Raw genomic sequence first — 14,867 nt, 5'->3', positions numbered from 1 at the left:
TTGTTATGTCGTGCGTGTCACTTGACGGACCCGGCCAGAAGGCCGCGCACGAGGTATTTCTGCATGAAGAAGAAGACGGCCAGCGGCACGGAGATCGACACGAAGGCTGCGGTCGCGAGGATTTCCCAGTTGCCGCCCCGGGTGCCCAGAAGCTCGACGATCTGGCGCGTCATCACGGTGGTCTCGCCCGAACTGTCGATCAGGAAAACCAGCGCCACAAGAAGGTCGTTCCAAGTCCAGAGGAACTGGAAGATCGCGAAGGAGGCGAGCGCCGGGAAGGAAAGCGGCAGGATGATTTTCGTGAAAATCTGGAAATCCGTCGCGCCGTCGACGCGGGCGTTTTCGATGATGTCCTTCGGAAGGCCGACCATGTAATTGCGCAAAAGATAGATCGCAAGCGGCAGACCGAACCCGGTATGCGCCGCCCAGACGCCCAGATAACCCTTGGAATTGATCGTATCGCCCGGCGCAAAGCCCAGCATCTGACCCAGAGAGCCAACCGTCAGGAAGCGGCGCGCATTGGCCGGATCAGGTGTGCCCATCAGGTCTACGAACCATTCGACCACCGCGCCATGGAAGGACAGAAGCGGAATGAGCGCCAGTTGCAGCGGCACCACGAGAAGCCCGACGATCACCGCAATCAGAAATGCGCGGCCCCGGAAATCCATCCACGCCAAAGCATAGGCCGCGAAAGCCGCGATCAGGATCGGAATGACAGTCGCCGGGATCGTCACGGTAAAGGTGTTGATGAAGGCCTTGCCCATCTTGTCCGTGGCCTTGCCGGAGAACAGCACGGTGCGGTAGTTCTCCAGCGTGAAGCTGGGCGGTGTCCTGGCGGTGAGGAACACCCGCTCACCGCGCGAGCCGGAATATTGCGTCTCCCCGACCAGCCGGTAATCGCCGTTTTCCTCGACTGTCAGCAGACCGTCTTCGCCCAGATCGGCGGTCTCCCCGGCCTTGTAGGCGTCGATGGCGCGTGAAGACGTGCCCCAGACCGAAATCGTGCCGGGCTTGTCGCCCTCTTCCGCGAAGAGATTGCCCGCGATGACATATTTGCCGTCGATCTGTTGCTGCGTCTCGGGTGCCGCGGTGCGGATCATCGTGTTCTGCACCTGCGGGAACAGCGCCTTCCACCAGCCGGAACCGGAGATCTGATCGGCCGTGCGGAAGGACGAAACGAACAGCCCGACCGTCGGGAACAGCCAGAGGAAGACGAGCAGAGCGACCGAGAGATGGGTGGCCCAGATCAGCGCGGGTTTCTTGCCGGCAATATTGTCCATGGTCCTGCCCTCACTTCATCTCTTTGCGTGCGTTGTAGACGTTCCAGACCAGGATCGGCGTCACCAAGAGCATGATCACCATGGCCGCCGCCGAGCCAACGCCCCAGTCACGGGCGCGGAAGAGTTGGTCGTACATGTAATTGGCCAAAACCTGCGTCTCCCATTGCCCGTTGGTCATGGCGAAGACGATGTCGAAGATTTTCAGCACGGTGATGGTGATCGTGGTCCAGACCACGACGATGGTGCCCATGATCTGCGGCACCTTGATGCGGAAGAAGATCTGGAACGGGTTGGCGCCGTCGACGATGGCCGCCTCGATGGTTTCCTCCGGCACGCCTCTGAGCGCTGCCGAGAGGATCACCATGGCGAACCCGGTCTGTATCCAGATCAGCACCACCATAAGGAAAAAGTTGTTCCAGAACGGCAGGGTCAGCCAGTTGATCGGCTCCGCCCCCCCGAGGCCAAGGTAGATCGCGTTCAGGATGCCGATCTGTTCCGTGCCCAGAGGCCGGGCGTCGTACACGAGTTTCCAGATCACCGCCGCGCCAACAAAGGAAATCGCCATCGGCATGAAGATCAAGGACTTGGCGATGGAGCCCCAGCGGATGCGGTCGGTGAGCTGCGCCACCAGAAGCCCGAAACCGGTGGACATCGCCGGAACGACCAGAAGCCAGAAGGCATTGTTGCGCATCGCCTCCCAGAATTTCGGGTCGTTCGACATCTTGCGGTAATTCTCGAGCCCGACATAAGCGCCGCCGAGATCGCGATCCGTGAGAGACAGCCTGAGCGTCTCGACCACCGGATAGGCCAGGTAAAGCCCAAGTGCCAACAGCCCCGGCAGCAGGAACAGCCACGGACGAACAAGATTCGCCCGGTTGATGTTGCGCCCGGCATGCGGACCACGGGCCGGGAAGATCACCTTGTCGAGAATGATGTTGGAAAAATAGAAATAGCCGATACAGGCGCCGACGCCGATGGCGATGGTCAGAAGACCCTGAAAAGCCGGATGCATTGTCTCTCTCCCCTTCGATCTGTCGCGCCGCGGTCTCCTGACCGGACCCGCCCTCCCCGCCTGATCGTTTCTCCCCGAACCGGGGGCCATCTTAAGCGACGCGGACGTGAAAGTCCCCGGCCCCCGAAGGGCCGGAGAGCCTGTTGGGCTTAGACACCGATTATTTCAGCGCATCCCAGGAGGCCTGGATCGACTTGGCAACATCCTCGGCGGATTTACCACCGGCGTAATCGACCATTCCGGTCCAGAAGGAGCCTGCACCCACGCCGCCCGGCATCAGGTCGGAGCCGTCGAAGCGGAAGGTGGTCGCGCCGAGCAGGATCTCGTTCATCGCAGCCGTCGCCGGATCGCCGAATTTCGACGCATCGACGCCTTTATGCGGGGTCAGGAAGCCTTTTTGCGACATCCAGACCTCATGCGCCTCAGGCGTTTCGAGGAATTCGATAAACTGATGCGCCGCCGGGCTGTCGTTGGTGATCGCCCAGAGCGTGCCCGCGCCCAAGACCGGATTGCCGAGATCTTTTTCCGCATAGGACGGGAAGTAGAAGAAATCGACATCTTCCCCCTCGACGGTGCCTTCCGGGAAATAGGCCGGGATGAACGACGCCATACGGTGCAGGTAGCATTGCGGCGGCGAGGTGAAGAGACCTTTCGGGCTGTCGCGGAAGTCGGTCGAGGCCACCGCGGAAGCCCCACCGGAGACGAAGGCGTCGTTGCGGGCGAACCAGCCGAATTCCTCGATCGCAGCGACCACGCGCGGGTCGTCGAATTTCACGCTGTTGTCGACCCAGCCGTCATAGACTTCGGGCGGCTGCGTGCGCAGCATCATGTCCTCGACCCAGTCGGTTGCCGGCCAGCCGGTCGCGGCCCCGGACCCCAGACCGATACACCAGGGCGTCTCGCCATCGGCAACGATCTGTTCGGTGAGCGCTTTCAGTTCTTCCATCGAGGTCGGGACCTCATAACCCGCATCCTCGAAGTTTTCCGGCACGTACCAGACGAGGGATTTCAGATCGACCTTGTAGAAGAAGCCGTAAAGCGCCGGGTTTCCGTCGGGCCCCACAGACGTGCCGAGATCGACCCAGGACTGACCGGCAGCGTAATTGTCGCGCACCCAGTTTTCCACGTCGGCGCCCAGCGGCGTCAGGAAGCCGCGCTTCGCCATGTCGGAGGCCAGACCCGGCTGCGGAAAGACGGCGATGTTCGGCGCGGAGCCCGCTTCGGCGTCGATCACGATCTGCTGTTCAAAACTGTCGGAGCCGACATAGGCGACATCGAGACCGCTCTGTTCTTCGAAAAGCTCCAGAACCTTCTCGACCATCTCCTGGTCGGCGCCGATCCACGGACCGGCAATGGTCAGATCCTGTGCCTGCGCGCCTCCAGCCAAGCCGACTGTCGTCAGGGCGAGCGTCGCAGCGCCGGTCATAAGTGTCTTTTTCATGTAAAACCTCCCAGTTTTCAGACCCGGACACGGGTGAGGAAATCTTAGCGCTACCAGTCCGAAAATCAATCACTTCCCACAGGATCAAAGCGCTTTGACGCCCACACCCTGTCGCAAGCCCGCCCCCGTGTCAATGACACGGATCAAGGCAGGCTTCACGGCGCGGGAGAGAGGCTGCACGACTTCCGCAACGTCATTCCGCAAGGATCGCACAGGCCTCGCATCGGCATCGCACCGGCCCGGACGACAGAAACGCGGCCCAGAGGCGCTCCCGAGAAACGCCCCGGCGTGACATGGTCCGAAACTCGCGTCTTTACCTCCGCCCCGCGCTCGGTCTAGCGTGGCGAAACACCACGCAACGGGTCATCCGCGCACATCCGGGCCCATGTGACGCCTGCGTGGCTCGCACGACGCCATTTCACCAACGGGGATCACATGAACCTCAAAGAGCTTTCAACCCTGCTCGGCCTGTCCCAGACGACGGTCTCCCGCGCCCTGAACGGATACCCCGAGGTCTCCGAGGTGACGCGGCAAAAGGTGATGAAAGCGGCGCGCAAGCACAATTACGCCCCGAACCCCCGTGCCCGGGGCCTCGCGACCGGGCGCAACCATGCCGTCGGCCATATCATCCCGCTCTCCAAGGGCCATGAGATGGTCAACCCGGTGTTCGCCGACTTCATCGCCGGCGCGTCGGAGATCTACTCGCGCGAGAACATCGACATGTTGTTGACCGTGGTGCCCGACAGCGGCGAGGCCGACGCCTATCGGAAGATCGCGGCCAAGGGCTCGGTCGATGGGGTAATCGTGCATGGCCCCAAGGCAGACGATCCCAGAATCAAACTGTTACGCGACATCGGCATGCCGTTTGTCGTGCATGGACGGTCCGGCAGCGCCGATGAAAACGACTATGCCTGGGTCGATATGAACAACCAGCGCGCCTTCGAGCGGGCAACGAAATTTCTCATTGACCTGGGGCACCGGCGGATCGGCCTCCTGAACGGGCTGGAGACGATGGACTTCGCCGCCAAACGCCGCGAAGGCTATCGCGCAGCCCTCGACGCCGCCGGGATCGCGGAGGATCCGAGCCTCTGCCACAGCGCAGAGATGACCGAGGAATTCGGCTATGTCGCCGCGATGAACGTGCTGAACCGGCCCGATCCGGCGACCGCACTTCTGACCTCCTCGATCATCATCGGCTATGGCGTGCGCCGAGCGCTCGACACGCTCAAACTCACCATCGGCAAGGACGTCTCGCTGATCGTGCATGACGACGAACTGTCCTATATGCGCAACGGCAGCTCCGAACCGATCTACACCGCGACACGGTCTTCCGTGCGGCTGGCCGGGCGGATTTGCGCGGAGATGCTGCTCGAACAGATCGCCCACCCCGAGCGCCCGCCGCGCCACGAATTGCTCGATGCCGATCTGATCATCGGCCACACCACCGGCCCCGCCCCCCGATAACCGCAGGATCCTTGCGCCAAATCATGGCGTGCCGACAGCGGCGCTGTTAGCTCAAAAACTCAAAGCGCTTTGAGCTTGCCCGAAGCCGCACCTTCTCGCTATAAGCGCATCCAGCCCTTCACAGATGGAGCCCCCGATGACCTCGATCGCCTCGCTCACCCGGAACGATTTCCCCGACGGCTTCCTGTTCGGCGCCGCCACCGCCGCCTATCAAGTCGAAGGCCACAAATTCGGCGGGGCGGGCTCCTGCCACTGGGACACATTCGCTGCCACACCGGGCAACGTGCTGCGGGCCGAGGATGGCGCGCTGGCCTGCGACCAGTATCATCGCTACGAGGAAGATCTGGACATTCTCAAGGCCGGCAATTTCGACGCCTACCGGTTCTCCACGAGCTGGGCACGGGTGATCCCCGAGGGCCGGGGTGCCGTGAACCGTGAGGGACTCGACTATTACGACCGCCTCACCGACGCGATACTCGAGCGCGGAATGGAGCCGCATGTCACGCTCTATCACTGGGAACTGCCATCGGCGCTTTCCGATCTCGGCGGCTGGACCAACCCGTCGATTGCCCGCTGGTTCGGCGATTTCGTCGAGGTGATCGACGACCGGATCGGCGACAGGGTCGCCAGCTACGCCACGATCAACGAACCGTGGTGCGTTTCCTACCTGTCGCATCTTCTGGGCCATCATGCGCCAGGTCTGCGCAACATCCGCGCCGCCGCGCGTTCCATGCATTATGTGCTCAAGGCTCATGCCGAAGCCGTCGCCCGCCTACGTGGCCATGGCCGCAACAACCTCGGCATCGTGCTCAATTTCGAACACACCCAGCCTGCCACGGATGACCCCAGGGACATTCGGGCCGCCGTCACACAAGACGCCACCCACAATCGCTGGTTCATCGAAGCCATCGCCAAGGGGCGTTACCCGACAGAGGCGCTCGAAGGGCTCGAGCCGTATCTGCCGCGCGACTGGCAGGAGGATCTCAAGGCGATCTCGCGGCCCATCGACTGGCTCGGCATCAATTATTACACCCGCAATCTGGTGGCTCATGACGCCGAAAGCCCCTGGCCCTCGACCTCCCCGGCGCAGGGTCATCTCGCCACCACCCAGATGGGCTGGGAGATCTGCCCGGAGGGGCTCGAGGCGCTGCTGTTGCGGCTCAAGGAGAGCTATGTCGGCGATTTGCCGATGATGGTGACGGAAAACGGCATGGCCTGGGACGATCACCTGCGCAATGGCGTCGTGGACGACCCGGAGCGCTGCGGCTTTATCCGTGACCATATGGCGGCGATGCAGCGTGCCATTGCGGCCGGTGTCAACCTCAAGGGCTTCTTCTACTGGTCGCTTCTGGACAATTACGAATGGGCCTTCGGCTATGAGCGGCGCTTCGGGATCGTGCATGTGGATTTTGACACGTTGAAACGCACCCCCAAAGCCTCGTATCACATGTTGAAAGACCTTCTGGAACGGACCTGAGCCATGCCGCAACACCCCGCCGACACTCTCACCCTCGTGGCCGACATTGGCGGGACCAATACCCGTGTGGCGCTGGCCGACGGCGCAAGCCTGTTGCCGGAGACGATCCGGCGCTATTCGAACCGCAAGTTTCCGGGACTCGAAAGCGTCTTGCGGCAATATGTCGAGGATGAGGGCGGCGTGGATTGCAAGGGCGCCTGCGTGGCGCTCGCCGGCCCGGTGCGCGACGGGGTCGGCACGATGACCAATCTCGACTGGACCATCGACCGCGACACGCTGCACCGCGCCACACGGGCCGAACATGTCTCCATTCTCAACGACTTGCAAGCGCAGGGCCATGCTTTGGGCCTGATCGCACCGGACAACATCCGCCCGGTGATCGAGGCCCCAGCCGCGCCCTCGCAGGCGGTGCGTCTGGTGATCGGCATCGGCACCGGATTCAACGCCTCGCCGGTGTTCGAGACCGAAACCGGTCGTTTCGTCGCCCCTTCCGAAAGCGGTCACGCCAACCTGCCGATCCGCACCCCGCATGAGCTCAAACTCTGTGAATTCGTTGAAACCGCACATGGCTTTCCCGCCATTGAGGACGTGCTTTCGGGCCGTGGCCTCGAACGCACCTACCTGTTCCTCGGCACCGAGGCCGGGACCCCGCGCGAGAAATCCGCCGCCGACATCATGGCCGCCGTCGAGAGCGGCATGGATGCCATCGCCACCGAAGCCGCCCGGCTTTTCGTCCATATGCTCGGCACAGTGGCCGGAAACCTCGCACTCATCCAACTGCCGTTCGGCGGCATTTACCTTGTCGGCGGCGTGGCCCGTCACATCGCGCCTTACCTCGATCGCTTCGGCTTTGACGACGCGTTTCGCGACAAGGGACGTTTTGCCGGTTTCATGAAGAATTTTTCCGTCTCCGTGATCGAAGACGACTATGCGGCGCTCACCGGATGCGCCTCGCATATGCACAACATCTACCCGTAATTCATTGACATAAAATATATTTATCAAGCCCCCTCTAGGCTGAGACAGGGGAATTTTCGGTGTCCATAAAAATCGAGCCACGTAACCTCGTTTTAACTCCCTTGCCCTTACACAAGATCTCGTGACCGCAGTTGTAAGGGAAATTTGAGATGTCTCACCCCTGCCGTAATGAAGGTGTGCGCACATGACCACACATGTGCAACTCCACGACCGGCTCGATTATCAATCCGTGGCTCCCCTGATGGCAGAGCTCACCGCCATTGCCGACGACATACTGGTGATCGACGCCGGCAATGTCCGGCATCTCGGCACCCTGCCGCTTCAGGTGCTCCTCTCCGCGGTCAGGACCCGGGCGGCGCAGGGCAAGATCACGCGTCTCGCCCATGCCTCCGACAACTGCATCGACATGCTTGGCCTCTTTGGCTTTACCCCCGAAACCCTGACCCAACCGGAGGCCTGGACATGAGTCTGGAAGTTCTCGCTGTCGACGACAGCCGCACCATGCGCGATATGCTCAATCTCGCACTGTCATCGGCGGGCTTTACCGCCCATCTCGCCGAAGACGGCATTCACGGTCTCGAAGTGCTCGAGGACATCGAGCCCGACGTGATCATCACCGACATCAACATGCCACGCATGGACGGGTTCGGTTTCATCGACGCCGTACGCTCCGAGGACAAATGGAGCCGCATCCCGATCCTCGTGCTGACCACGGAAAGCGCCGACGAGCTCAAGGCCAAGGCCCGTGCCGCCGGTGCCACCGGCTGGATCGTCAAACCGTTCGACCCCGCCAAACTCGTCAAAGCCCTCCAAATGGTGGCTGGTTAAGAGGTTCCCATGTCCGACCCGATGGCAGAAATCCGCGCCTCCTTCTTTATCGAATGCGAGGAACTCCTGGAAAGCCTCCAGGATGGTCTCCAACTGATGGATGACGGCGACACAGATCCGGAAACGATCAATATCGTGTTCCGCGCCGTGCATTCGATCAAGGGCGGCGCGGGAGCTTTCGGGCTCGACGACCTCGTGCATTTCGCGCATCGCTTCGAAACCGCGATGGATGAAGTCCGCGCCGGGCGCTTCCAGCCGGATGGCGAGGCGATCCGCCTGTTCTTCACCTGCGCCGATGTGCTGGGCGATCTCGTGCGAGCCGCCCGCGACGATGACGCGGTGTCCTCCGAGGTGACCGATCCGGTGCTGGAAAAGCTCGAAAAGCTCGTCGGCGTCGAAGAAGAATCCGAAGAGGAACTCGATTTTACCCCCGCCACCCTGTCACTGGATTTGTCTCTGGATTTCGGGGGCGATGCAGGCCTGCCGAATTTGCCGGACCTGTCCGACCTGCCCATGGCCGGAGCCGACGAATCCCCCTTGGATCTGAGTTCCTCAGAGGAGGCCACCGAACCGCTGGTGGCCAGCAAGGGGTTCACCGTCTTCTTCAAGCCCGAACCGGCCCTTTACATCTCTGGCAACGAACCGCTCTACCTGTTCCGCGCCCTGCGTGACCTCGGCGATCTCGCCGTAACCTGCCATGCGGCCTCTCTGCCGCTTCTGGACTCGATAGATCCCGACATCGGACATCTGTCATGGACACTCACGGTGCATACCGAGGAAAGCGAACAGACCGTACGCGAAGTGTTCGAGTTCGTTGACGGTCTGTGCCAGCTCGACATCACACCGCTGGCGGCAGCGCCCGTGGCGCCCTCCCCTGCATCCGTCGCTGTCGTACCTGCCCTCCCTCCCCTGCCGCCTCTCGTACAACCGGAACCCGTCGCAGCCCGACCGGCCCCCGACCCCGCGTCCACTGCCACGCCGAACGATGCACCTGTCACAGCCGCCCCCAAGCCCGAAGCACCGCAGGAAGAAGCCTCCCCCGCGCCCGTGAAGAGCTCGGCCACAACCACGTCCGAAGGCACCACCCCGACCAAGACGACCGGCACACCGACGCAGCCGCGCGCCACCGTGCGCGTGGATCTTGAGCGCATCGACCGTCTGGTGAACCTTGTGGGGGAATTGGTGATCAATCAGGCCATGCTCAGCCAATCTGTCACCGAAGCCGGCCTGCCGCCGAACTCTCCGGTGTCCACCGGGCTCGAGGAATTCCTGCAACTGACCCGTGACATTCAGGAATCGGTGATGATGATCCGCGCCCAGCCGATCAAGTCCCTGTTCCAGCGCATGGGCCGGATCGTCCGCGAATCCTCGGCTTCGGTCGGCAAGGAGGTGCGCCTACACACCGACGGCGAGAACACCGAAGTCGACAAGACCGTCATCGAGCGCCTCGCCGACCCCCTCACCCATATGATCCGCAATGCCGTGGACCATGGCTTGGAAAGCCCCGAGAAACGCCTTGCAGTGGATAAATCCCGCGAAGGTCACGTCACACTGACGGCACAACACCGCTCCGGGCGCATCGTCATCGAAGTGAGCGACGACGGCGCCGGGATCAACCGCGAACGCGTCAAGGCGAAAGCCATCGAAAAGGGTCTCATCCCCGCCGAAGCGCAACTCAGCGATGGCGACATCGACAACCTTCTGTTCCTGCCCGGCTTTTCCACGGCGCAGGAAATCTCGAACCTCTCCGGGCGCGGGGTCGGCATGGATGTGGTCAAAAGCTCCATCCAGGCGCTGGGGGGGCGCATTGCGATCACCTCGCAGGAAGGCAAGGGCACGACCTTCTCAATTTCCCTGCCGCTGACATTGGCCGTGCTCGACGGCATGGTCGTGCGCGTTGCCGACGAAACCCTGGTCGTGCCGCTCAATGCCATTCTCGAAACGCTCACCCTCACCGACGACGACGTCAAGGCGCTCGGCCCGGAGACCCATGTGGTACAGATCCGCGGCGGTTTCGTCCCGCTGCTCGATCTCGGCGCGGAGCTTGGCTATCGCCCGCCGCAGGAAAGCTATGTCGGCGGCATCGCCCTCCTGATCGGGCAGGAAGACGGCAACCGCGCAGCCCTCGCAGTGGATGCGATCGAAGACCAGCGTCAGGTCGTCATCAAGGGGCTCGAAGGCAGCTACGGACGTGTCCCGGGCATCGCCGCTGCCACCATCCTCGGCGACGGGCAGATCGCGCTCATCCTCGATCCGACCGATCTGGTCAGCCAAGCCTCCGGGCGCACCCGTCCCCGCAAACCCCAGCATGCTCTTGTAGGATAAGACAATGACCGACAACGACAAACTGACTTCCTCATCGTCTATCGAACTCTTGTCCTTCCGCGTCGGCGGTCAGGACTACTCGGTGGACATCATGTCCGTCCGCGAAATCCGCGGCTCCGCCAAGGCGACCTCCCTGCCGCATGCCCCCTTCTTCGTCAAAGGGGTCATCAACCTGCGCGGCACCGTATTGCCGATCATCGATCTGTCGGCGCGCCTCGGATTGCAGACCGGTGAGGATTCCGAACGCAACGTCATCATCGTGGTCGATCTCGGAGAACGCACCGTTGGTCTTATGGTCGATGCCGTGTCCGATATTCTCGCCATTCCCTCCGAGGAGATGCAGCCACCGCCTGATCTCGCCGCAGATGACGCCCGTACCTTCGTATCTGCCCTCACCATCGTGGACGGACGGATGATCCGTATTCTCGATCTGGAAGCTGTCATGCCGCCGCAGGGCGAGGAGGTCGCTTGAGCGAGTTGTCCCCCATAAGCGGACGTCCCAGAATGGCGAGCGCCATTTCGGATCGGGCCTTTGCCCGAATCGTCGCCATCGCGTCCAGGGAGGCGGGCATCGTGCTTGCCCAATCCAAGGTTTCGATGGTGAAATCCCGTCTGGGCCGTCGTCTGCGCGCCCTGAACATCCCGAGCTTCGACGCCTATCTGGATTTTCTGGAGACCTCGAACGACAAGCAGGAGATGGAGAATTTCATCTCGGCGCTGACCACGAACGTCTCGCATTTCTTCAGGGAAAACCATCACTTTGACTATCTGAGTACCACCATCATCCCGCATCTCCGTAAAAAACTTGCGGCGGGCGGCAAGGCCCGGATCTGGTCGGCGGGCTGCTCGAACGGGCAGGAACCCTATTCCATCGCCATGACAATCCTGAAGGAAGCCCCCGACCTCGCCAAGAAGGATCTCAAGATCCTGGCGACGGATATCGACCCTGAGGTCCTCGTGCGGGCGAAAAGCGCGCAGTATATCGGCTCCCTGACCACGGGTCTCAGCGACGAGATGATCAAAGCCTTCTGCACGAGTTCCGAACAGGACGGCGAGATTGCGTTGACCCTCAAACCGGAGCTTCGCAACATGGTCGCGTTCCGACAGCTCAACCTGCATGCAGAATGGCCCATGAAGGGCAAATTCGACGCCATTTTCTGTCGCAATGTCGTGATCTATTTCGACGAAGAGACGCAAGCCCGGCTGTTCCGGCGTTTTGCCGGCATTCTCGAACCCGGAGGCTGGCTGATGCTCGGACATTCAGAGCGGTTGAGCGAAAGCGCGGCACCGCTTTTCGAAAATGCCGGCGTCACCACCTACAAAACGAAATCGAACACCCTGCTCCTCTCCACGACTGAGGCACAGGCCAAAAAAGGAACGGTCTGATGGCACTTCGAGATCAACTTCGCGTCATGGTCGTCGATGATATGTCCACGAGCCGCGGGCTTATCACCAACGCCTTGGATTCCTTCGGCATTCGCAATGTGGCAAGCGCGGGAGACGGGCCCTCCGCCTTGCAGAAACTCGCAACCACCCCGGTGCATCTTGTGATCTCGGATTACAACATGCCCGGTATGGATGGGCTTCAGCTTCTGCATGCGCTGCGCACGAATGGCCCCACCCGCGGCATCGGTTTCCTGCTGATCACCGGACGGGCCGACCGGGAAATCATCGACATGGGCAAGCGTCTCGGCATGAACAATTTCCTCAAGAAGCCATTTGATCCGAACGGGCTGCGGGCAGCGATCGAAGCCATCGTGGGAAAACTCTGATGTCTCCGATCCCAGCACATAGCCTGCCGCAAGACAGTTCGACCGAACCTGCGTCCATTCCCCTGAAAACGCTGAACAAGCGCATTCAGGATGAAATGGTGACTCTGGTCATTCTGGCGGCGGAGGTCCAGATTGCGCTGGGGCCGACACTTGCGGAAGCCAAGAGCCTCTCCCCGGCGGTGCAACGCAGCCTTCAGGCAATCGACCGCCTGCATCAGACGCTTGACGATCTGCAACGGGTGATGGGGCATCTGTCCGGCCAGGCCGAACAGGAACTGGTGGAAATCTACCCTTTGAGCGAGGTCATCCGGCTGCGCCACCTCGCCCATAAACTGTTCGACAATATCGACGCGCCTTTCGCCCTCTCAGAAGACGACTCCGGGGAAATCGCCTGGTTCTGATCCGCGCCCCTCGGGCGATCCTTCCGGCGCGAACCTTCGCAGCCTCCGCGTCCCGGTCCGACAGCAGGAACCTCCCTGTCGGACGACACTCTGTCAGCGATGTCGCGGTTGCCTCTGACACAGGCCAAAGAGAACAGCCAGGACGAAACAGAACCGGCCCGACGGAGCCCAAACCCGCACAGGGTTCAAACCAGCGCTCGAAATAAAACTCGCAATGACAAACAGCGCCTGTTTCCACAGCACTCTGTTCTGCGCTCTTTTCAAACAGATCTGACACAGCAGAAGAGCTCAGGCACTCACCCGAAGTTTCTCTCGCGATTGGTACGGCACAGGTCACGGCTCGGACCGTAGCCCCCTGCCGCCCCAAACTGTCGAAATCAGCGGCGATAGCAGCGGGAATGGTTGCCGAAGCCGGCAGGCGAACAAATCCAGGAGCCGGAGCCTTGCGGTGTCGGGGCCGTCGTGGTCATGCCGGCATCCGCGACATCCTTGCCACCTGCGAGCCAGTCGAAGCGGGTGCCGCCGCTGCCACCGACCGTGGTCTTTTGCGCGCTCGTCCCCGTCTGCGAGGCCAATACCGGATCCCCCGCAGCCATCACAGCCATTGCGAACGCGGCAGTCAGAACCGCCTTGGATAGAACACCTTTGCTGCACACATCTTTGCTGTACACATGGGAAATGGATTTCGTAAACACGAACATTGCTCTGCCTCCTTTGCGCGGCCTCGTCCAGCACAGGGGCAGAGACAGGTCCGTCGTTCTCTCGTTACCCCGTGATTGGTAAAAACGAGGTTACAGGTCAAGAAGGTCATGAGTTCGACACAAGCATGGCAGCATTGTGTCAGACACGGATGACGAATGTGATCCAGATAAAATAAAATATCTTCAATACGTTGCACAAAACAAAAGAAATGGGCGGTTTTTCGCCGCCCATTCGTCTCTGTCGCAATTTAGAGCATAACGCCCAAGATCAGGTCATTTGAGAACCTGGTTCTTGACGCGCCAGTCCGGCTGTCCGAAGCCTTCCGGCCACGGGTAGACTTCCGGGTAGTTGAAGTAGACGACACCGACCAAAGCCGGATAATCGGCATTTTCGGCCCGCACCGTGTTCTTCCAGTTTTCGACGTAACCCGCCTGACCGACATAGCCGAGTTCGGCGATCACGACCGGTTTGCCGAAGGCCTGCGCCCGTTCATAACGCGGCGCGAAAATCTCGTCATAGGTCCGGTCATGACCGTATTTCGCCTGATCCCAGGCCTGAAGACCGAAGACCGACAGGCCAACAAGATCGGCATAGTCGTCACCCGGATAGTATTGCGCCATTTTCTCATCGCCCAGTGGCGACCACATCAGGTTGATGTTCGGCGCATCTTCCTTGCAGAGATCCGTCATCCGGCGATAGGCGGCGATATAGTCGTCGGGGTTCCAGCCTGCCCAGATGAACTGACCGCTCTCGTCGTCCATTTCATGCATGAACCGCAGGGTCACCGGGCTTTTCAGCGTGCCCAGAACCTGACAGACCGCATGCATGTTGCCGTCATAAGTGCCATTGAAAATCCCCTCGCGCAGGTAGCGCGCGGTGTTGCGTTCGCTGCGCGACCAGGTCCAAGGCTCCAGCGTCACCAGCAGCGCGCGCTGACGTTCGAGCGCATAGGCGTCGGCATCGTTCAGCGACGGAAGGTACACGTCCTCCCACGGCAGGAACAGATGTTCGACCGTGATCGCATCGTCGCGGGAGAAATCCCCGTCCGGGTCATAGACCCCGAACGGCACCTGCCCCGGCGGCGATTGCGCAAAGCCCATGCTCAGAAGCCCCGACAGGACCCCTATTCCAAGACCGGCGCCCAGCGCCTTCATCATCCGTTTTGTCGACATCGTCAGCATCGCTCC

Annotated in this window: 15 protein-coding genes; 10 read left to right on the top strand and 5 right to left on the bottom strand. The window is 61.3% G+C overall.

Going from position 1 to position 14,867, the window contains the following annotated elements:
• Positions 1 to 17: 17 nt before the first annotated feature.
• The 3 genes from NH195_RS06905 to NH195_RS06895 form a co-directional block, all read right to left on the bottom strand.
• Positions 18 to 1,280, bottom strand: coding sequence for a carbohydrate ABC transporter permease (locus NH195_RS06905; RefSeq protein ID WP_066704910.1), 1,263 nt, complete (start codon positions 1,278 to 1,280; stop codon positions 18 to 20).
• 10 nt (positions 1,281 to 1,290) lie between these two features.
• Entirely contained in the window at positions 1,291 to 2,292 is a 1,002-nt protein-coding gene (locus tag NH195_RS06900) for a carbohydrate ABC transporter permease (RefSeq protein WP_066704908.1), read from the bottom strand.
• Positions 2,293 to 2,452: 160 nt separating this feature from the next.
• Complete coding sequence (locus tag NH195_RS06895; protein ID WP_066704906.1) at positions 2,453 to 3,733, bottom strand: ABC transporter substrate-binding protein; 1,281 nt, start codon at positions 3,731 to 3,733, stop codon at positions 2,453 to 2,455.
• Between the two features lie 435 nt (positions 3,734 to 4,168).
• On the opposite strand from NH195_RS06895, the gene NH195_RS06890 reads away from it, so the two are divergent.
• The 10 genes from NH195_RS06890 to NH195_RS06845 all read left to right on the top strand — a co-directional run bounded on the left by NH195_RS06890 (position 4,169) and on the right by NH195_RS06845 (position 12,978).
• A complete protein-coding gene (locus NH195_RS06890; RefSeq protein ID WP_066704904.1) occupies positions 4,169 to 5,197 on the top strand; it encodes a substrate-binding domain-containing protein in 1,029 nt (342 codons plus the stop codon).
• A 136-nt stretch (positions 5,198 to 5,333) separates the two neighbouring features.
• Positions 5,334 to 6,674, top strand: a complete 1,341-nt coding sequence (locus NH195_RS06885; RefSeq protein WP_066704902.1) for a GH1 family beta-glucosidase — start codon at positions 5,334 to 5,336, stop codon at positions 6,672 to 6,674.
• A gap of 3 nt (positions 6,675 to 6,677) precedes the next feature.
• Positions 6,678 to 7,652 (top strand): glucokinase, encoded by a 975-nt coding sequence (locus NH195_RS06880; protein WP_066704900.1) that lies wholly within the window; start codon positions 6,678 to 6,680, stop codon positions 7,650 to 7,652.
• Positions 7,653 to 7,836: 184 nt separating this feature from the next.
• A complete protein-coding gene (locus NH195_RS06875) occupies positions 7,837 to 8,118 on the top strand; it encodes an STAS domain-containing protein (RefSeq protein ID WP_066704898.1) in 282 nt (93 codons plus the stop codon).
• A complete protein-coding gene (locus NH195_RS06870; RefSeq protein ID WP_066704896.1) occupies positions 8,115 to 8,480 on the top strand; it encodes a response regulator in 366 nt (121 codons plus the stop codon). The genes NH195_RS06875 and NH195_RS06870 overlap by 4 nt, the downstream gene beginning before the upstream one ends.
• A gap of 9 nt (positions 8,481 to 8,489) precedes the next feature.
• On the top strand, positions 8,490 to 10,805 hold the full coding sequence (locus tag NH195_RS06865) for a chemotaxis protein CheA (protein ID WP_066704894.1): 2,316 nt from the start codon (positions 8,490 to 8,492) through the stop codon (positions 10,803 to 10,805).
• A 4-nt stretch (positions 10,806 to 10,809) separates the two neighbouring features.
• Positions 10,810 to 11,277: a chemotaxis protein CheW gene (locus NH195_RS06860; RefSeq protein WP_066704893.1), complete on the top strand. Its 468-nt coding sequence runs from the start codon at positions 10,810 to 10,812 to the stop codon at positions 11,275 to 11,277.
• Between the two features lie 32 nt (positions 11,278 to 11,309).
• The gene (locus NH195_RS06855) at positions 11,310 to 12,191 is read left to right on the top strand and encodes a CheR family methyltransferase (RefSeq protein WP_066704892.1); all 882 of its coding nucleotides are present in this window, start codon (positions 11,310 to 11,312) and stop codon (positions 12,189 to 12,191) included.
• Positions 12,191 to 12,577 (top strand): response regulator, encoded by a 387-nt coding sequence (locus NH195_RS06850; RefSeq protein ID WP_066704887.1) that lies wholly within the window; start codon positions 12,191 to 12,193, stop codon positions 12,575 to 12,577. The genes NH195_RS06855 and NH195_RS06850 overlap by 1 nt, the downstream gene beginning before the upstream one ends.
• Positions 12,577 to 12,978: a hypothetical protein gene (locus NH195_RS06845; protein ID WP_066704883.1), complete on the top strand. Its 402-nt coding sequence runs from the start codon at positions 12,577 to 12,579 to the stop codon at positions 12,976 to 12,978. Before NH195_RS06850 ends, NH195_RS06845 begins: the two co-directional genes overlap by 1 nt.
• A gap of 377 nt (positions 12,979 to 13,355) precedes the next feature.
• Here the strand turns inward: NH195_RS06845 and NH195_RS06840 are convergent, their stop codons facing one another.
• Both NH195_RS06840 and NH195_RS06835 read right to left on the bottom strand, forming a co-directional pair.
• Positions 13,356 to 13,679: a hypothetical protein gene (locus NH195_RS06840; protein WP_066704881.1), complete on the bottom strand. Its 324-nt coding sequence runs from the start codon at positions 13,677 to 13,679 to the stop codon at positions 13,356 to 13,358.
• Between the two features lie 273 nt (positions 13,680 to 13,952).
• A complete protein-coding gene (locus NH195_RS06835; RefSeq protein WP_066704879.1) occupies positions 13,953 to 14,861 on the bottom strand; it encodes a glycoside hydrolase family 26 protein in 909 nt (302 codons plus the stop codon).
• Between the last annotated feature and the right edge of the window lie 6 nt (positions 14,862 to 14,867).

Origin of the sequence: Celeribacter ethanolicus, from assembly GCF_001550095.1 — a bacterium.
GTDB classification, from domain to species: domain Bacteria; phylum Pseudomonadota; class Alphaproteobacteria; order Rhodobacterales; family Rhodobacteraceae; genus Celeribacter; species Celeribacter ethanolicus.
The sequence above is the reverse complement of the archived record's forward strand: the minus strand, read 5'-3'. Positions and strand labels throughout refer to the sequence as shown.